Source organism: Limnochorda sp. L945t, assembly GCF_035593305.1.
GTDB classification, from domain to species: Bacteria; Bacillota; Limnochordia; order Limnochordales; family Geochordaceae; genus Carboxydichorda; species Carboxydichorda subterranea.
Window position 1 is genome coordinate 2714745 of the sequence record NZ_CP141615.1, and the last position, 17819, is coordinate 2732563.

The window sequence follows — 17819 nt, forward strand, 5'->3', positions numbered from 1 at the left end:
CGCGGCCGGGCGCCGCCGGAAGATACCGCCACGACCCTCAGGCCGTCACGGCCTGGAGCCTGTACAGCCGCGAGTAGAGCCCGGCGCGCGCCATCAACTCGTCGTGCGAGCCGATCTCGACGACGCGGCCCGCCTCCATGACCACGATGCGATCGGCCCGGCTGATGGTGGAGAGGCGGTGCGCCACGATGAACGTCGTGCGCCCCTTCATCAGCCTGGCCAGCGCCTCCTGCACCAGGGCCTCCGACTGGGCATCGAGGGAGCTGGTCGCCTCGTCCAGGATCAAGATGCGGGGATCCCGCAGCATGGCCCGGGCGATGGCCAGCCGCTGCCTTTCGCCCCCGGAAAGCCCTGCCCCCAGGTCGCCGAGGACGGTGTCGTACCCCTCCGGAAGCCGCTCGATGAACGGCGCGGCGTTGGCCAGCGTGGCCGCCTCCTCGATCTGGCGGCGGCTCGCCCCGGGGCGGCCGATGGCGATGTTTTCGGCCACGCTCAGGCGAAACAGCACCGTATCCTGCGGCACCACCGCCACCAACCGGCGCAGCGAGCCCAGCTCGACGCTCCGCAGATCGCGCCCGTCCAGCAGCACGGCGCCCTCGGTCGGGTCGAAAAAGCGCGGCAGCAGGCTCACCAGCGTCGTCTTCCCCGCGCCGCTCGGCCCCACCACCGCGACGACCTCGCCCGGCTCGACCCGCAGGTTCACGCCGTGCAGCGCCTCGATGCCACCGTCTTCGTACCGGAAGCTCACGTTGCGAAACTCGACCGCGCCTCTCACCCGCTCGGGCACCAGCTCCACGGCCCCCGGCCCCTGCACGGCCTCGGGTGCCTGTCGCAGGATCTCGGCCGCCCGGTCGGCCGCCGCCACGCCTTGTTGCATCTGCGTGTAGATGCGCCCGATGCTGGAGACCGGCCCGCTCACCATCCCCAGGTAGGAGAGAAACGCCACCAGCTGCCCCATGGTGATCCGGCCGGTGAGCACCTCCCGGGCGCCCATGTAGACCACCACCGCCATCGCGCCGAGCATCAGGAGTTCGACGACGGGGGAGACGGTGGCCATGACCTGCGTCGACTTCATGGCCGCATGGAAGCCCTGTTCGTTGGAGCGGGCGAAGCGGCGGCGCTGCTGTTCTTCGACGGTGAACGCCTTGACCACCCGGATGGCGCTCAGGCTCTCGTGCAGGATGCCGGCCACGTCGGCGATCCGCTCCTGGACCTCTCGGGTGTAGCGGCGGATGAGCCGGCCGTACAGCTCGACCGCCCCGCCGGCCACCGGCAAGATCAGGAAGGCCAGGGCGGCGAGCTTCCAGTGCACCGAGAAGAGCACCACGGTCGTGCCCACCAGCGTGGCCGCGTTGCGCACCAGCTCCGAGAGCCCCGGGGTCAGGGCATTTTGGATGACGGTCAGGTCCGACGTGATGCGGGAAACCTGGTCACCGACCCGCTGGCGCTGGAGGTACGCGATGGACAGGCCCTGGAGGTGGTCGTGCAGCCGGGCCCGCAGGTCCGCCACGGCCCGCTGGCCCGCATACGAGGTCAGGTAGGTCGATCCGAACTGGGTGAGCGCTCGGGCCAGATAGACCAGCACGGTCCACAGCAACACCCGGTGCAGCTCGGCCAGGTCGCGCTGCACGAGCACGCGGTCGAACAGCCCCTGGCCGATCAGCAGGGGCAGGCTGAGTTCACCGCCGACCGTGACCAGGAGCAGCAGGATGCCGGCCACCAGGGGCAGCGCGTAGTGGCCTACCTGCCGGGCCAGCAGGCGAGAGCCGTTCACGGCCCGACGCCTGCCCCGGCGCCCAGGCGGCCCAGCACGTAGGCGGCCATCCGCACAGCCGCCCCGGGCGGGCCCATCGCCCGGCGAAGTTCCTCGCCCAGGCGGCGGCGCCGGGGGGCGTCCTGGAGCAGCGCGGCCACCTCGGCCGCCACGTTCTCGGGGGTCACGGTCCCGACGAGCTGGGGGGAGAGGACCCGGCCGGCCCGCCGGGAAGGTACCGAAAGCGGCCCGACCCGGCGCGCCCCGCGCCGTACGATGGCAGCCTTGATACCCCGTCCCACCAGAGGGAGCGAGCCCACCAGGCCCGGCACCCCTTCCAGCGGGATGAGATCCGGCCGCTGGAGCGGCAAGATCGTCACGGTCGGAACCCCTAACACCCCCAGCTCCGCCGTCACCGTCCCGGGCACGGTGATGGCCACGTCGCACTCCAGCATGGCCTGCGTACGGCGCATCCCGGTCCAGTCCTCGTCCGTGACCCACTCGACCCGCGCTGCCGCCTGCGGGCCCGCGTCGGCGAGCGCCTCCTCCACCGCCCTGCCGGAGGCATAAGGAGAGCGCACCGCCACTACCCGCAGCTCCCGGCCGGCCAGCCGCTCTCGCACCATCCCGGCCGCACGCAACAGCAGCGGCAGGACCCAGCGTACCTCAAAGTCCCGGCTTCCCGCAAACAAGCCCACCGTGAGAGGGCGCTCGAGGCGAGCAGCGGCGCCCGTTTCGGCCTCTGGCAAACTTCGCCGGCGCTGCTCGATCGCGTCGACCACCAGGTCGCCGGCCACCTCCACCCGCCGGGGGGAGGCGCCCATCCCGACCGCCCGCCGCCGGGCGGACTCGTCGGGGACGAAAAACCGCTCGTAGGCCCAAAACCAGCGAGCACGCCCCTCGGTATACGCCACCGCCGCATAGCCCAGGCGCCTGGCGACGACCGCGGCGTAGAAGAGATCCCCCCCGAGGAACACCACCATGCCCCGGCGGGCAGGCCGGTAGCGATCGGGCAAGCGTCCCCGGAGCACGAACTGCCACATCTCACGGGGTCCCAGGAGCAGGTCCCAGCCGCCCATCCGCTCCAGGGCCTCGCGCTCGCGCCCGGAGGCAAAGTTGCACGGCGGCGTCCAGACGACGACCCGGACGTCCCGGCGCCCACCGCTGTCCCCGCCGAGCTGCTCGCGCAGCGCCCCCAGGACCGGGAAGAGCCACCCCGAGATTTCGCCGGGCCCGTTGGCCGTCAGCACCAGGTCGGCCGGCGCGCTCACGGCCTCGCGGCCTCCAGGATGAGGCGGGCGGCCCGAGAGGCGGCTCCGGGCTGCCCGAGGCGGGCTCGCACCGCGGCCAGCGCCTCCCGTTCCTGTTGAAGCCGTTGCGGCGAGGCGAGCCTCGCCAGGACCGACTGGGCGACCCGGTCCGGCCGCACCGCGTGCTGGAGCAGCTCCTCGACGACCTCGGAGCCGCAGACGACGTTGGGCAGGGAGACGTGCGAGATCCGCACGAGCCGCCGGGCCATCTGGTACGTCGGCTCCGAGACGCGGTAGACCACCACCATGGGCACCTGCCACAGCGCCGCCTGCAGCGTCGCGGTCCCCGATGCCACCACGGCGACGTCGGCCACCGCCAGGGATCGCCAGATGCCGCCTCCGACCAGGCGAATGCCGAGGTCACGCTGCGCTTTGCCCCCGACGTGCTCGAGCAGGGCGGGATCGATGCCGGGCGCCACCGAGGCCACGAACTCGACCTGCGGCCGCCTGGCCCGGATGAGCGCGGCCGCCTCCACCATGACCGGGTACAGGCGCTCGACCTCCTGGATCCGGCTGCCCGGCAGCCACGCCACCACCCCGCCGGCACCGCTCAAACCGAGATCGGCCAACGCCTCGCTCCGTGAGGGCCGGGGAGGCACGTCGTCGAGGATGGGATGGCCCAACCAGTGCACCCCCCGGGCTCCGGCCTGCTCGTACAGCGGCACCTCGAAGTCGAAGGCGCATACCACCCGGTCCGCGAACGAGGCTACCGACCGGGCCCGCCCTGCGCCCCACGCCCAGACGGCCGGGGCGATGTAGTAGACCACCGGCACGCCCAGGTGCCGCAGCGCCGGCCCGAGGCGCAAGTTGAACCCCGGGAAGTCGATGAGCACCGCCACGTTGGGCCGGAGGCGCCGGGCCGCCTCCACCAGGCGCGCCAGCAGACGCCGGAAGAGCGGGATCTGCCGGATCGACTCGGCGAAGCCCACCGTGCCGCGTCCCGTCACGTCGTAGACGAGGTGCACGCCGGAGCGCGCCATCGCCGACCCGCCCATGCCGAAGCAGGAGAGGGGCGACCGGATGCTGCGCAGCGCTCCCACGAGCGCAGCCCCGTAGGCGTCGCCCGACGCCTCGCCGGCCACCACCATGACCCGAGTGCCTGCCGTCAGCGAGCGCCCCCCGCCCGTTGGACGCCGACCACGGCGATGCCGGCCTCGTCCGCGACCTTCAGCGTCCGCTCCCGGTGAAGCAAGAACGCGCACCCCGCCTCGACCGCCAGGCACGACGCGCCGGCGCCGGCCATGGTGCGCACCGTGCGCGGTCCCACGACCGGGGTGTCGAACCGGGGATCCTGGCGCGGCCGGCTGACCTTGGCCACGACGGCCCCGCTTCCGCCCAGCCGGCCCGCGCGCCGGATGGTCGCGTCGGTGCCCTCGGCGGCCGCCTCCACCGCCAGCACGACCCCGTCCTTGACCACCACGGTCTGCCCGATGTCGAGCGCCGCAATGCCCCGGGCAAGGCTCATCCCCCGCTCGAGGTCGCGTTGCTCTCGATGGGTGGGCGCGCGCCGCGACAGCACCCCTGCGGGAAAGAGGAGGTCCTCCAGTAGCTCCCGCTGGGGAGCGAGCCGGAAGCCCTGGCCCTCCAGCACCCTGGCCACGGCGCGCGAGAGAGCCTCGTCGCCCCGGCCCTGCCCGTCGGCCAGCAACCGCAGCACGTCCTGCGCGGCCGCCTGCTCCAGCAGGGTGGAGGCCTGCAGCCGGTGTACCTTGCCCACGGCGTAGACGTCGTGCACGCTGGCTGCTTGCAGGCAGGCCATGGCCTCGTCCCACCCGGCCTCGGCGACGTCGACCCAGCGCACCCGCCCGTCGCGCCCGGCCCCCGCCCCGGCCATCGCGCAAGGCGCTCGCGCACGACGGGCGCCTAAAGAGGCGACGACGACCCCCAGCCCTCGCGCGAGGGCCCTCTCCACCAGCAGGCGGGGTAGCTCTCCTTGGCCGGCAAAGACCCCGATCCAGGTCACCGGATCACTCCCCGGTGGCGCTCCCGCACGAAGCGCACCAGCTCCCGGACCTCGTCGACCGGTGGCAGCTCCCGCTCGATGCGAGCGACGGCCTCCTCGAGACGCAGGCCCGACTCGTAGATCAGCCTCAGGGCCGACTCCACGGCCGCCACGACGCCGGCATCCAGCCCGCGGCGCCGCATGGCCTCCTCGTTGATCCCCGCCACGCTCGCCGGGTTGCCCGCCACCACGACGTACGGAGGCACGTCCCGTCCCACCATGGCGTGGCCCTCGATGCGGGCAAAGCGCCCCACGTGCACGAACTGATGCACCCCGGCCAGGGGCCCTATCTCCGCGCCGTCGTCCACCACGACGTGGCCCGCCAGCGCGGCCCCGGCGCCGAGCCGGACCCCGTCGCCCACCTGGCAGTCGTGGCCCACGTGGGCGCCGTCTTCGAGGACGTTGCCGTTGCCGATCGTCGTGACCCCGTGCCCGCCGGGCGTGCCGCGGCTTATCGTGACGTAGGCGCCGATACGGTTAGCGTCCCCGATCACGAGGCGGGTCGGCTCGCCCCCGTACTTGAGGTCCTGCGGCTCACCGCCCAGCACGGCGCCCGTCCCGATCCGGTTGTCCCGCCCGATGCTCGTGGGTCCCTTGAGCACCACGAAGGCGTCGAGGCGGGTCCCGGCGGCGACCGTCACGCCCGGCTCGATCACCACGTACGGCCCTATCGCGACCGACTCGTCCAGCTCGGCGCCCTCGGCGACCACGGCCGTGGGATCTCTCGCAACGGACGTCCGGCTCCGGCCCGTGCTCACCCTTGACCCCCCGATCCGTCAATGGCCGCGAACAAGAAGTCCGCTTCGCACACGGGCTCTCCGTCTACCAGCGCCTGGCCCGACACGGTCCCCGCCCGGCCGCGCAAGCGCACCGTACGCGCCTCCAGCCGCAGGACGTCTCCGGGCACGACCGGCCTTCGGAAGCGCGCCCGATCGATGCCTGCCAGGAGAGGCAGCTTGCCGTCTTTGGCGATGAACGGGTACAGCATGACCGCCGCGGCCTGGGCCATGGCCTCCAGCATCAGCACTCCCGGCATGATGGGACGCTCGGGATAATGCCCCGCGAAGAACGCTTCGTTGATCGTGACGTTTTTCACGGCGACCACCCGCTGCCCCTCTTCCAGCTCCAGGACCTTGTCCACGAGCAGAAAGGGGTAGCGGTGAGGAATCCGCCGCCAGATCTCGGCGATGTCCAGCATGTGCTCATCCCTTCCATTCCGTTGGTCGGAGTGCCTGCCAGATCCGGGAGGCGAGCCTCGCCGTCAGCTCGTGCCCGGCCCGGATCGCCACGACCCTGGCCTGCAAGGGGCCGGCGAGGGCCAGGTCTCCGATGAGGTCCAGCACCTTGTGCCGGGCGATCTCGTCGGCGAACCTGAGCGGCGTCACGGGCCCTTGCGGTCCCACCAGTACCACGTTGTCCGGTGTGCCCCCCAACCCGAGCCCGTGCCGGCGCAGCTGCTCCACCTCGTCAAGGAACGCCACGGTCCTCGCCGGCGCAATCTCCCTGCGGAACACCTCGGGCGTGACGTCGAACTCGACGAAGGCGTCCTGGAGGCCCGGTCTGTCGGCGGTGAACAGGAAGCTCACCCGTAAGCCCTCGCCCGGCGCCGCCAGGATGAACCTCTCCCCGTCGCCCACCCAGACGACCTCCGGGAGGCGGCGGCTCCTCGACGGCGCGTCCTGCTCGACGACCCCTGCCCGGTCGACCAGCTCCACCCACCGGGCCGCGCTGCCGTCCAGGGCCGGGATCTCGGGCCCGTCCACCTCGATCCGGACGTTGTCGATCCCGAGCCCCGCCAGGGCCGACAGCAGGTGCTCGACGGTCATCACCCGGGCGGCCGGGCTCGCCAGCGCCGTACAGCGGGGCACGGGGGCGCGCGAGCGCACCGATACCTCGATCTCGGCGGGCGGGCTCACGTCGGTACGCACCAGGCGCAGTCCGGAACCGGGTGGCATGGGCGCCAGTTTGACGCGGGCGGGCCGGCCCGTGTGAAGGCCCGTCCCTTCCACCGTGACGGATCGGGCAAGCGTCGTTTGCACGGTCCACCCAGCCCGCCGCGCCTCAGATGGCGACCAGCTCGGCAAGCCGCCGGCCAACCGGCGACGCCGGCTCCGATAGGACGCGGCGGGGCTCTCCTTCTTCGACGATCCTCCCCGCTTCCATCAGCACCAGGCGCTGACCGACGCGGAGGGCAAACCGCGGCTCATGGGTGACGACGAGCATCGTGGTTCTCAACCGGCGGATGAGTTCCTCCATGAGGCCCAGGAGCTCGGCCACGAGCAGCGGGTCGAGCTGGGAGGTGGGTTCGTCCCACAGCACGACTTCTGGATCGGTCACGAGGGCTCGGGCGATGGCCGCGCGCTGGCCCTCGCCCCCCGAAAGTTGGGAAGGCAACCGCCCCGCGGCCGCCTGCATGTCCAGCGCCTTCAACCAGTGCCACGCGGCCTCCCGGGCCTGCTCCCAGGGAAGGCCGGCAGCCGTGGCCGCCAGCGCCACGTTGTCCAGGACGGGGAGATGGCTCACCAGCTGGGGGCGCTGGAACACGAGTCCCACCCGCCGGCGCATGGCCTGCCGGGGGCCGGGGGCCATGCGGTGGAGGTCCTGGCCGTCCATCAGGACCCGGCCTTCGTCGGGCTCCACCAGCCCCTTGAGGCAGCGCAAGAGCGTGGACTTGCCGCAGCCGGACGGTCCCATGACGACCACCGTCTCCCCCCGCCCGAGCGACAGCGAGACCCCGTCGAGCGCCCGGTGCGACTCGAAGCGCTTGACGAGCCCTACCGCCTCGAGCGCGGGCGCACTCGTCCCTTCGCCGGCAGGAGCCGGCTGCCCGCGTCCCGGGCGTGAGGCGGCCTGCGCCACCGCAGCGGGTGCAGAACGAGGCGGGCGCCGGGAAGCGGTCCAGGCCAGGACCCATGGCCGGGACTCCGGCGCCACCACGTACTCGAGGACGGCCGGCAGGCTCAAGCCTGCCGCCCTTGCTGCCTCCACGGCGTCGCCGTCCACCGGCGCCAGGCGCTCGTGCCACCACCCGGCCGCCAGCCCCGCCAGGGCGCCTGCACAGGAGACCGCCCCGATCCAGGCGCCTTCCTGCCCCCAGAAGGCCATCGCCCCGGCGAGCGTGCCCATCACCAGGCCGCTGCCCGCGCCGGCCAGGGCCATCCGGCGACGTGCGCGCGCGAGGGCGCGGCGGTCGCTTCCCCGCCGGGCCGCCAGGTGGACCGAAGTCCATACCGCCCAGTCGTTGACCAGGCTCCATGCCACCAGCAAGGCCGCGGCCAGCGCGGCGGCCACCTTCGAGGCACGCTCTACCAGTTGCAGCACCAGCGCTCGCGGGCTCGGCGAGGCCGTACCCGCCGGCGACACCCAGGCGCGCATGGGCCCGAGCCCGGGGCGGGCAGCCAGGGCGCGCTGCACCGCTTCCGGGACCATCGCACCGGGGGCACCCTCCACGACCAGTTCCACGCCGGAGCCGCCGGCCGCCGCCACGTCGCCGGACTGTTCGAGGAGGGCGAGCGCCGAGGCCACCTCCCGGCCGCTCAGGGCGGGCAGCTCCTGGCGCAAGGTGCGCACGTGGTCGAGGAGATGGGGAAGGTCGGCCTGGCGGAGCGCGTCGACCTGCTGGCGGAGTCGCGCGATGCGCCCCTGGAGGTCCGCGATGCCGGGAGAGCCCGGAGGGGAGCTTTGCGGTCTGGCGCCGGGACTTTCGAGAAGGGCGTTGAGCACCAGGGCGACCAGGGTGCCCTCGACCGGGTCGGCTCCCCACGCCGCGCGGTCGAGTTGGGAGGCAGCCTCCTGCAAGCGGTCGAGCGCCTGCGCCACCTCTCGAGAGGCTCCGTCGGCAGCGTCGAGGGCCGAGGAGGCCCCGGAGCCGAGCTCCTGTACCCGCCGCACCAGCGATTCGGTGGCTTGCAGCGCAGCCTCGATGCGCAGCCGGCCCCCGTCCACCACGGCGGTGCCGACCAGCTGGCCCGAGTGCCTGCGTACCTCGACCGTCTTGCCGAGCAGGTCCACGGACGACGCCGGGTCGTCCAGGAGCACCGCCACCGGGCTGCCGCTCGGCCCGGGCAGCACCCGGGCGGCGAGCCTGCCGACCTCCACCTCTTCCCCGCCCGCCAGCGGCGGCGACAGGTCCTGCCTGGGCTCGATGCGGGCCACGGTGGCGTACTGCAGGAGGAAGTCCCGCATGCGGCCGGCCCACCGTACCGCGGCCGCTCCGCTTCCTTCGGCCACCGGCCCCGCGTACGCCACCTTCGGGCGCCCCGGCATGGCCGAGACGGCCGCCGATACGTCCTGTGCCAGCCGGCCGAGCCCGCTCTGGCCCGGCGCCGGCGATCCGGCGGGTACCTGGGGGCTCACCCGGATGACCCGGTAGCCTCCCAGCCACTCGTCGAGCCGCGCCCGCACCCGGGAGAGCTCCTCCGGGCGCCGCAGCACGAGGACGAGATCGCTCCCGTGGAAAAACGTGTACGCCACGCCCCGGTCGCGTTCGGCCTGGTCCTGGACCCGAGCGGCGATGGCCGGATGGAGCCGGCTCACGACGATGGAGGGTTCCACGAGGGGCACCCAGGCCACCACCCCGGGAATGCCCTGCAGTTCGCGGCCCAGCCGTTCGAAGGAGGGGCCGGTGCGCATGGACGGCGGCAGGGAGAGCAACACCACGGCGCTCCCCGCCGCGGTCGGGCCGGTTCGCACCCGGGCGCCCGGGTAGCGGCTGGCCGCCAGCTGCTGGATGGCGCCGCGCGCCTCCCCGAGCCGATCCTCTTGGACCTGCACGAGCACGTCCCACCGGCCTGCCTCGCCGAGCGCCAGCTCCACGGTCGTGGCCAGCGCCCGTTGCATCCCCCAGGAGACCGCGGTGGACCCCGCTCCGGCCAGGAGGGCCGCCGCCAGGATCCAGGTGACGAAATGACGCCAAAGCCCGGCGCGAGCTCTGGCCTTACCGGTGCGTCCGGCCAGGTGTGCCATGACCGCCCCTTTTCCCGACCCGGGCGCAGTATACCATCCGGTGGCGCCGGGGCCGGGAAAAGTTGCTGGATGTCATGTCAATCGCCGGACCGGGATGGGAGTTGCTGGATATCCGCCGGCCCGAAGAAGCGCACCTGCTCCGTCTTGACGTCGTACTCGACCCGCGACGCCCGGCTCAGCTCGAACCGGTCGAACAGCGCGTGGACGCCCTGGTTGGCCGAGGTGAGGACCACCTTCTCGGCGTTGCGGTCGTACACCAGGTCATCCCCGCTCGCCTCGAGCCTGGGATCGTCCTGGCGCACCTGCACGCTGCCCCGGGCGACCAGCAGGCGCTTGGCCTCGTCCATCTCGATGGTCTCGGCGGTGAGGGTGCGCAGGTGCGCGCCGCGCTGTTCCCCTTTGGTGAGCGCCCACTCGTCGACGCGAGCGGAGCCCGACAGGCGCGCCCTGTCCTGCTGGTACCAGGCGTCGAGCCGTTCCGCCTGGGCGTCCACGTCCGGCCGGTACACGCGCACGGAGCCGGTCATCACCGCCACCCGGCCCTCGGGGTCCCACTCCAGGCGGGCCCCCTCGGCACGCCAGCCGCTCCACTCCACCACGACGCGCCCCTTGGGCGGCATGAAGATCATGCGCTGCCTGGCCGGGTCCCACTGCCCGGTCAGCTCGTCCTGTGATGCTCCCACGATCCGGATCCGTACGGGTGCCTGCTGGCCGGCTGGGCCGGGAGCGGACGGTTGGGCCGCCGCTTGCGCCGCCGCCCCCTCCGCCGCCAGCAGCACGCCCAGGGACGCCGCGACGACCGCCCTACGCAGCCGCATCACGAGCTGCCACCCGCCTCCGTGGGATCCGCCATGGTATCGCCCTCCACCTCTACCGGCCCGATGAACCGCATGGCCCCGGTGCCGGGCTCGTACTCCACCCGCTCCGCCCGGGCCCGCAGCCTCCCCGGATCGTCCACCGTGACGCCCCCCGAGAGGTGGATCACCCGGGTGTTGACGTCGATCTCCATGCGGGGGGAGCGGATCGTCATGGAGCCGTGGTGGATGACCGTCGAGGCGTGGGTCCAGAGGAGTTCCCGGTCGGGCTCCCAGGTCAACTCGGCGCTCTCCATCACGTCCGTCCCGTACGCGAGGCGGAATCGTCCCTTCAGCACGAGCCGCCCGCTCTTTTCGTCGAACCGGCCCCCATCCCCCTCGAACGTGACCAGGGTCTCCCCCTCCCGGTAGAAGACCCCGTCCTTGACGTCCCGGAACTGCACCTCCCGTGCCGGCTCGGGGAGCTCGATGCGCTCCGCCCGCAGCTGCCACTGCCGCTCACCCCGGTGGCGCCCCACCAGGTGGATGTCGAGGCTTCGCACGCCCGGCGCCGGGGGCGCCGCCGGGCCCGCGGTCTCCCCGCCGGCAGGGGGCTCCGCTCCCGGCGGCGTTTTCCACGGGTGGAAGGCGCCAGACCAGATCCCCACGCCCGCCGCCCCCACCGCCAGCGCGGCGAGCACGGCGACGGCCCTTCGCCGCCTGCGGGAGCGGCCTTCGCTGGCCCTGGTCCCGGCCCGGGCCGGCGCCCGGGTTTGGCTCAGTTGCCCGGAGGCTTCTCCAGGGCGTGGAGCAACTGTTGCCACTGGCTCTCCTCCGTCAGGCTGTCGGGCCGGATCGCCCCCACCGCCACCTCGGCCCCCTCGAACGCCTTGATCTGGTACCCGAGCGCCCAGCGCTGGGCCGACGGGTCGTAGCGGAGCCCGATGGCCCGGCAGTCCTGGTCGAGGGCCACGCCCACCTCGCTCGACACCCAACCGCCCAGCTTGGTGTCCCAGCTGCCTCCGGCCGAGACCACCCACTCGGGCAGCACCCGCCACGAGAGCTGGAGGTCGGCCCGCTGCACCCGGCTCTCCACAGGCGCGTAGAGGGTCCCGAGCTTGAGCGTCAGCTGGCCCGGTACCTGCCAGCTGACGCTGGCCGCCATCTGGTCGACGGCCTGTAGAGCCGGCGCGTAGCGAGCCGCCACCTGCACCCGGCCCTGCCTCGGAGCCCACTCGAGCTGGCCGGTCACGCTCTCGAGCTCGCCCTGCCCCGCGTCGTATACCGCCGTCCAGCCCAGGCCCACCTCTCCGGCCTTCGCCCGCGTCGAGGCGGTCACCTCCTGCCACGCGCCCGTCGCGACATCGTAGGTGGAGGTCAACGACAGGCTGAGCGGGCCCCCCACGCCTGCGGCGAACCCCAGGTCTATGGCCTCTTCGTAGCTGGCCTGATCGAACTGGAACGGGGGCACCGCCCGCTCGCCGCCTTCGCCCGGACCGGCGATCACCCGCAGCGGGTCGGTCAGGCGGTAGCCGGCGCTCGCGTAGGTGCCGGGGGTCAGGTAGTACCGGGCCGACCCGCTCGCCTTGAGGGCCAGCTGTCCCGACCCGTTGTCGTAGCGCGCCCCCCACAGACTCGAGTCGGCCTTGAGCTCCCACGGGCCGTGGCGGACCGGGCGCAGGCTGATGGCGGGTTCGAGGGTGAGGCGCCAGGCGGACGTTTGCTGCGCAGAGCCGTCCACCAGCCGCCGTTCCGTGAAGTGCCCTGCGCCGGCCCGTAGCTCGATCTGTCCCGGCAGCGCCCCTGCCCAGCGCGTCACCGTTCGAGAGGCGCGCAGCTCGGGCAGGGTGACCAGGCTTTCCCAGGCCGTCTTGCGCTCGGGATCGGCGTAGAGGTCAGGGTGGCTGACGCGGCCGGCGGAGAGCTCGATCTGGCCGTCCCCCGACTTCCAGGCGAGCGTGCCGACCGCATCCCACAGCGAACGGGCAGGCTGGTCGGGAAGGCGGGCCAGATCCCAGCGCGCGTGGAGCCGGCCGCTCAGCGGACCGCCGGCAGGCGGCGCCACCTCGAAGCTGCCCACCGAGGCGCCGGTCAGCGCTTCGGGCACTTGGACGGGGCGGCGGCCCGAGGCGAGCAGCGAGAGCCGCACGCCCCAATCGGGAAGCGAGCCGGAGGCGGTCCACCATCCGAGGTACTGGAGCCGGCCGTCCAGGTCTTGCCGGGCCACCTCGTTGCGAGAGGTGAGGGCACCCCCGCCGGCCACCAGCTGGCCTTCGGTGCCGGCCCGCACGTCGGGAGGGAAGCCTCCGTGCTCGCCGAGCGTGGTCTCGCCGAAGACCGCGGCAAAGCTCCTGCCGTCGTCGTAGAGAGCCTGGTACAGCCCGAGCCCCGCGCCCAGGCGCTCGAAGTAGCTGGCAAGCACGTAGCCGTAAGTGCTTCCGGGGCCCATGTACGGCAGGCGTGCCCGCACAAACCACCCTTCCCTCTGGCCGTAGCCCACCTCCGGAGGCACGAAGCGGCCCGCACGGGGGTTGACCAGGGAGAAGTGCAGATACGGCCAGTAGAAGATGGGCACGCCGCTCTCCCAGAAGACCGCGTGGTACGCCGCCACCTCCTCGCGGGGGCGCACCACCAGGCTGCTCACCGTCACCCGGTAGTGCGCGTGCTCCATCGGAAGCGGGCAGGTGGTCAACGTGGCCCCCTCGGCCTCGATTCGGTCCTCCCGCCCCTCGAGGCGCGCCGACTGTAAGAAGATGGGCCCTTCGACACCGTCGGTCTCCACCGTCGCCGCCGCCTGGCCGACCACGGCGTTGCCCGACGGCAGGTCGAGGTGCAGCGTCTCGCCGGTGAGGGTCTCGCCCGGGCGACGGGCCCGGACGTTGCCCGACAGCCACGCTTGCTGGAGGGTGTCGTCGTAGCGCAACCTCTCGGCCTGTACCTCGAGGTCCTTCCAGAAAAGGGTAAACCCGCCGGTCACCACGACCACGGGAGGCCGCACGTCGGCGACGGCCCCGTCCTTCAGCTCGAGCCGCAGGCCCTCCGGTCCCTCGACGGCGGCAGAGGACGCACCCGCAAGGGACGTCCGACCGGCCCCCGCCAGCGCCAGCGTGGCAAGGGCCGCGACCACGAGGACCCGCCATGGCGCTACCCGCCCCCCCTGCGCCGGCCTGCGCTCCTGCATGGCTACTCCGCCCACTCCGCCCGCAAGAAGAGCCAGGCGGCCGCGGCCAGGTAGAGCAAATTGGGCATCCATGCGGCCGCGAGGGGCTCGACGGCACCCGAGTTGCCCAGAGAGCGAAACAGCGCGAACACCACGTAGTACAACAGCACGAGCCCCAAACTCGCCGCCGCCCCGAACGCCCGGCCTCCGCGCCGCCCGTAGAGGCTGAGGGGAAGCCCGAGCAGGGTCATCACCAGGGCAGCCATGGGCAGCGAGAGCTTGATGTGATACTCGACCCAAAGCGAGCGGGCCACCACGCCGGCCTTGCGCAGCCGGCGGATCTCGTCGCCGAGTTCCCGGCGGCTCATCTCCTCGGCGCTCTTCTGGGAACCCAGGTACGCCTCGGTGGGTTCTGCGAGGGTCATTTCGTAGCGCTTCATGCTGGACTCCACCTGGACGAACCCGTCGGCGTCGAGGCGCTTCATCGTGACGTCCTCCAGGTGCCAGGTACGGCCCTCGTACCAGCCGCGCCGGGCCGTGTAGATGACCGGGAAGCTGTCGGGGCGCAGTTCGTAGACCAGCGCGTCCAGGAGCTCCCGGGTCGACCGGTCGACCCGGCGCACGTAAAACCAGTGAGTCGGGGTGCCCCGGAAAAAGACGTTTTCGGAGATGGCAGGGACGGGATCGGCCAGGACGGCCCGGCGCAACATGATCTCGTACCGGTGGTTGGCCTGAGGCACCACGTACTCGTTGAGGGCGTACGTGAGGACGCTGATCGCGGCGCCCAGGAGGAGGACGGGCAACCCGATGCGAGCCACGCTGAGCCCGGCGCTGCGCATCACGGTCATCTCGCCGTCTCGCACGAGCCGACCGGCAGAGAGCAGCGTCCCGAAGAGGGCGGCGATGGGAAGGGCGATGCTGAGGGCGGCCGGCACCTTGAGTGCCAGGAGCGAGAAGGTCACCGCCGGGTCGGCGCGCTGCACCACCAGCAGGTCCGTCAGCTGGAAGATGGTGCTCGTGATCAGCAACAAGACGAAGCCGACGGCTGTTACGAGAAAGGGTCCCAGGAATTCCGTTGCGACGTAGAGATCGAGCCGCCGCAATGGCAAGAGCTCCTCGCTCTCTTACGGGGCGGCCGTCATGAGGCCGAGCTGGTGGATCCCTCCGTAGATCTCCCCACCCATGTACGTGTAGCTGATGGCCCAGTTGCCCCCGGGCATGCGCACTCCCAGCCCCGCCAGCCAGCCGGTCCCCGAGCCGCTGGCCGCCTCCACGCCCAGCCGCAGCGCGACCGGCCGGCCCGGGTAGAGGCGCACTTCCCCGCGGGCCGCACGATGCCCGGTGGAGTTGAACAGGTCGCTCGCGTCCGCCTCGACAATCAGGTACGGATTGGGCTGGTACCCGAGCCCCGCATGGAAGGTGGGCGTGAGCAGCACGATGCGGCCGGCCGAGCCGCCGGGGCTCTCTGCCGGCCCACCCGGCCCTGCCTGCCAGACCTCCAGCACCCGCCGGACGCTCAAGCCGGCCACGAGCTGATCACCGAGCGCCGACACGAGCCCGACGTCCACCCCGAGGTAATGGTCGTCCCGCGTCGGGTAACCGCGCTCGCCCGGCAGAGGAACGCGTACCCGGCGGTAGTGGACGTCGAGGCCCAGGCCCGTCGAGTGCGACATGGTCACCGCGTACGTGTAACCGGCCGCCAGCTCGGAGGCGGGGGCGCCGGGCGCGAGCGAAACTTCGGCGTCCCTGCCGCCGGACTTGGCCCAAAGGGCCCACCCCTCGCCGTCGCGGCCCTGCGCGATACCCGCCGCGTGCACGTACGCCGGGTTGCGCCGGGCGGTCTCGCCGGAGCCCACGGTGGCGCTCACGCCCCACCGCATGCCCTCCAGGAAGGCGGGCCCGGCGGGGTTGGAGAAGATCCGCAGCGGCTCGTCGGGGGCCGCGGTGGTGGCCATGCCCTCGAACAGAGCCGTGGCCTCCGGCACCCGGGGGGACTGCTCGGCCAGCGTTCCCGCCGTGGCCCACGCCCACGCCAGCCCCAAGAGCAAGGCCGTCGTCGCGGCGCGCCGGGTTGCCCGTGCCTCAAAAGACCGCGCTGATGTTGATGCCCGTAGCAAGGGCGAGGTACCCCCTGTCCATCACCCCGACGTCGACCTGGACGCCCGGCCCCCACTGCAGCGTGGCGCCCGCGTTGAGGGTCGCCCCGTCGAAGTCCATCCCGAGGGTCACCACCGGGGTGGCCAGCGCCCCCGGCCGGCGGACCGTGACCGGGTTGACGACCGCGCTCACGCCTGCGAACAGCCCCGCACGCTCACCCACACGGCCCCCCAGGTGGGCCCGCAGGTAGCGGGGGCCCGGCAGGCTGTGGCTGGCCACGACGTACCCGGACAGCCCCTCGATGCCCACCGCCATGGCAGGCAAAGCGTCCTGCTCTTTGAGGAAGCGGTAGTGGGCCAGCAGCCCCGCGCGGCTCGTGTCCGGAGCCCCAGCCTGCTCGGCCGGGCTCACCACCCCGCCCAGCTCGAGCTCGTCGGTGAGCTGGTAACGAAGATAGCTGTATACCGGAGATCCGCCCGCCACGTGCAGCCCGGCCGTGAACTGCCGCGCCGCCCCGCCGTCTGCGGTGGGGATGTTGACCACCCCTGCGCCGCGGCTGCCGCGCAGGCTCGTCGCCCGCACGCCTTGCGCTGCGGCCGGCAACCACGCCACCGCCACGGCCAGCACCAGCGCGACGCCCCTCCCTGCTCGCCCGCTCATTGACCTCCCCCTCGTGACTCCGGGCCATCCCCCTCGCCCGCCACGCCCAGGCGCCGCTCCAGCCGCTCCAGGCGCCGCAGCAGCTCCGGGAGCTTGCGGCTCAGGGCCCACACCCGTATCGCCTCGCCGTGGGGGATGGCCGGCATGCCGGCCAGGCGCGCCCCTGGCTCCACGTCTCCGATGACGACGCTGCGCCCGGCGATCACCGCGCCGTCGCCGATGGTCACGTGGTCGGCCACCCCGACCTGCCCGCCCAGGACGACCCGTGCCCCCAGGCGCACGGAGCCGGCGATCCCGACCTGGCCCACCACCAGGGAGTGAGGCCCGATCCGGACGTTGTGCGCCACCTGCACCAGGTTGTCGATCTTGGTGCCCTCGCCGATGACGGTGGCGCCCGCGCTCGCCCGATCGATACAGGCATTGGCGCCGATCTCCACGTCGTCCTCGATGATGACCGTGCCGGCCTGGGGCCTGCGCCGGTGGCGCCCCTCCCGGGTCGTGAAGCCGAATCCCTCGGAGCCGATGACCGCCCCCGCGCCGACGCGCACGCGCCGGCCTATCTGCACCCGCTCCCGCACGACAGCCCGGGCGTGGATGATGCTCTCGTCGCCGATGGTCGCGTCGTCGCCCACGATGGCTCCGGGAAAGAGCACCACGCCGCGCCCCAGGCGCGCCCTGTGACCGACCACCGCAAAAGCGCCGATGCGGACCCCTTCCCCCAGTGCGGCGTCGGGAGCGATCGTCGCCCGGGGGTCGATGCCGGGCTCGGGAAGCCACGGCTGCGGGGCGAAGAGCTCGAGGATCTGGTCCCACGCCTCCCGGGGCTCGTCCACCTCGATACAGGTCTGCCCGGCCACCAGCTTGCCGGGCGGCACCAGTACGGCGCCCACCTCCCGGCCGGCCAGCGCCCGGGCGTACCGGGCGCCCACCGCCATCGTGAGGTCGTGGGGCCCTGCCTCCTCGACGGGAGCCACCCCCCGGATCCAACCCCGGGGGTCTCCGCTCGCTAACCGTCCCCCGACGCGGCGCGCCACCTCCTCGACCGTGAGGGTGAGGCGCTCGCCGGGCATCATGTAGC

General features: G+C 72.9%; 15 protein-coding genes. All 15 read right to left on the reverse strand.

Annotated elements, in window-relative coordinates; genetic code table 11:
* Window positions 1-37: 37 nt before the first annotated feature.
* The 15 genes from U7230_RS12515 to lpxD all read right to left on the reverse strand — a co-directional run bounded on the left by U7230_RS12515 (window position 38) and on the right by lpxD (window position 17814).
* Window positions 38-1774 carry an ABC transporter ATP-binding protein gene (locus U7230_RS12515; RefSeq protein ID WP_324716170.1) on the reverse strand — a complete coding sequence of 579 codons (1737 nt, stop codon included), beginning with the start codon at window positions 1772-1774 and terminating at the stop codon, window positions 38-40.
* Window positions 1771-3024: a glycosyltransferase family protein gene (locus U7230_RS12520; protein WP_324716171.1), complete on the reverse strand. Its 1254-nt coding sequence runs from the start codon at window positions 3022-3024 to the stop codon at window positions 1771-1773. The genes U7230_RS12515 and U7230_RS12520 overlap by 4 nt, the downstream gene beginning before the upstream one ends.
* On the reverse strand, window positions 3021-4151 hold the full coding sequence (gene lpxB / locus U7230_RS12525) for a lipid-A-disaccharide synthase (protein ID WP_324716172.1): 1131 nt from the start codon (window positions 4149-4151) through the stop codon (window positions 3021-3023). Before lpxB ends, U7230_RS12520 begins: the two co-directional genes overlap by 4 nt.
* A 17-nt stretch (window positions 4152-4168) precedes the next feature.
* Window positions 4169-5026 carry an LpxI family protein gene (locus U7230_RS12530; RefSeq protein ID WP_324716173.1) on the reverse strand — a complete coding sequence of 286 codons (858 nt, stop codon included), beginning with the start codon at window positions 5024-5026 and terminating at the stop codon, window positions 4169-4171.
* A complete protein-coding gene (gene lpxA / locus U7230_RS12535; RefSeq protein WP_324716174.1) occupies window positions 5023-5823 on the reverse strand; it encodes an acyl-ACP--UDP-N-acetylglucosamine O-acyltransferase in 801 nt (266 codons plus the stop codon). Before lpxA ends, U7230_RS12530 begins: the two co-directional genes overlap by 4 nt.
* On the reverse strand, window positions 5820-6263 hold the full coding sequence (fabZ, locus tag U7230_RS12540; protein ID WP_324716175.1) for a 3-hydroxyacyl-ACP dehydratase FabZ: 444 nt from the start codon (window positions 6261-6263) through the stop codon (window positions 5820-5822). The genes lpxA and fabZ overlap by 4 nt, the downstream gene beginning before the upstream one ends.
* A gap of 4 nt (window positions 6264-6267) precedes the next feature.
* Window positions 6268-7104: a UDP-3-O-acyl-N-acetylglucosamine deacetylase gene (lpxC, locus tag U7230_RS12545; RefSeq protein ID WP_324716176.1), complete on the reverse strand. Its 837-nt coding sequence runs from the start codon at window positions 7102-7104 to the stop codon at window positions 6268-6270.
* Between the two features lie 22 nt (window positions 7105-7126).
* Window positions 7127-10030: an amino acid ABC transporter ATP-binding protein gene (locus U7230_RS12550; protein ID WP_324716177.1), complete on the reverse strand. Its 2904-nt coding sequence runs from the start codon at window positions 10028-10030 to the stop codon at window positions 7127-7129.
* 77 nt (window positions 10031-10107) lie between these two features.
* On the reverse strand, window positions 10108-10848 hold the full coding sequence (locus U7230_RS12555) for an LptA/OstA family protein (RefSeq protein WP_324718245.1): 741 nt from the start codon (window positions 10846-10848) through the stop codon (window positions 10108-10110).
* Window positions 10848-11525, reverse strand: coding sequence for an LPS export ABC transporter periplasmic protein LptC (gene lptC, locus U7230_RS12560; protein WP_324716178.1), 678 nt, complete (start codon window positions 11523-11525; stop codon window positions 10848-10850). The genes U7230_RS12555 and lptC overlap by 1 nt, the downstream gene beginning before the upstream one ends.
* A gap of 77 nt (window positions 11526-11602) precedes the next feature.
* Window positions 11603-14005 (reverse strand): LPS-assembly protein LptD, encoded by a 2403-nt coding sequence (locus U7230_RS12565; protein WP_324716179.1) that lies wholly within the window; start codon window positions 14003-14005, stop codon window positions 11603-11605.
* 2 nt (window positions 14006-14007) lie between these two features.
* Entirely contained in the window at window positions 14008-15087 is a 1080-nt protein-coding gene (locus U7230_RS12570; RefSeq protein WP_324716180.1) for an LptF/LptG family permease, read from the reverse strand.
* A 21-nt stretch (window positions 15088-15108) separates the two neighbouring features.
* A complete protein-coding gene (locus U7230_RS12575; protein ID WP_324716181.1) occupies window positions 15109-16026 on the reverse strand; it encodes a hypothetical protein in 918 nt (305 codons plus the stop codon).
* Between the two features lie 40 nt (window positions 16027-16066).
* The gene (locus tag U7230_RS12580) at window positions 16067-16741 is read right to left on the reverse strand and encodes a hypothetical protein (protein ID WP_324716182.1); all 675 of its coding nucleotides are present in this window, start codon (window positions 16739-16741) and stop codon (window positions 16067-16069) included.
* On the reverse strand, window positions 16738-17814 hold the full coding sequence (gene lpxD / locus U7230_RS12585; RefSeq protein WP_324716183.1) for a UDP-3-O-(3-hydroxymyristoyl)glucosamine N-acyltransferase: 1077 nt from the start codon (window positions 17812-17814) through the stop codon (window positions 16738-16740). The genes U7230_RS12580 and lpxD overlap by 4 nt, the downstream gene beginning before the upstream one ends.
* Window positions 17815-17819: the final 5 nt, after the last annotated feature.

Bases quoted from the DNA above. Each gene is read 5' to 3' on its own strand.
- U7230_RS12555 (WP_324718245.1), bottom strand. From the start codon at position 10,848: ATGCGGCTGCGTAGGGCGGTCGTCGCGGCGTCCCTGGGCGTGCTGCTG.
- U7230_RS12565 (WP_324716179.1), bottom strand. From the start codon at position 14,005: ATGCAGGAGCGCAGGCCGGCGCAGGGGGGGCGGGTAGCGCCATGGCGG.
- U7230_RS12550 (WP_324716177.1), bottom strand. From the start codon at position 10,030: ATGGCACACCTGGCCGGACGCACCGGTAAGGCCAGAGCTCGCGCCGGG.
- U7230_RS12580 (WP_324716182.1), bottom strand. From the start codon at position 16,741: ATGAGCGGGCGAGCAGGGAGGGGCGTCGCGCTGGTGCTGGCCGTGGCG.
- lpxD (WP_324716183.1), bottom strand. From the start codon at position 17,814: ATGATGCCCGGCGAGCGCCTCACCCTCACGGTCGAGGAGGTGGCGCGC.
- lpxB (WP_324716172.1), bottom strand. From the start codon at position 4,151: ATGGTGGTGGCCGGCGAGGCGTCGGGCGACGCCTACGGGGCTGCGCTC.
- fabZ (WP_324716175.1), bottom strand. From the start codon at position 6,263: ATGCTGGACATCGCCGAGATCTGGCGGCGGATTCCTCACCGCTACCCC.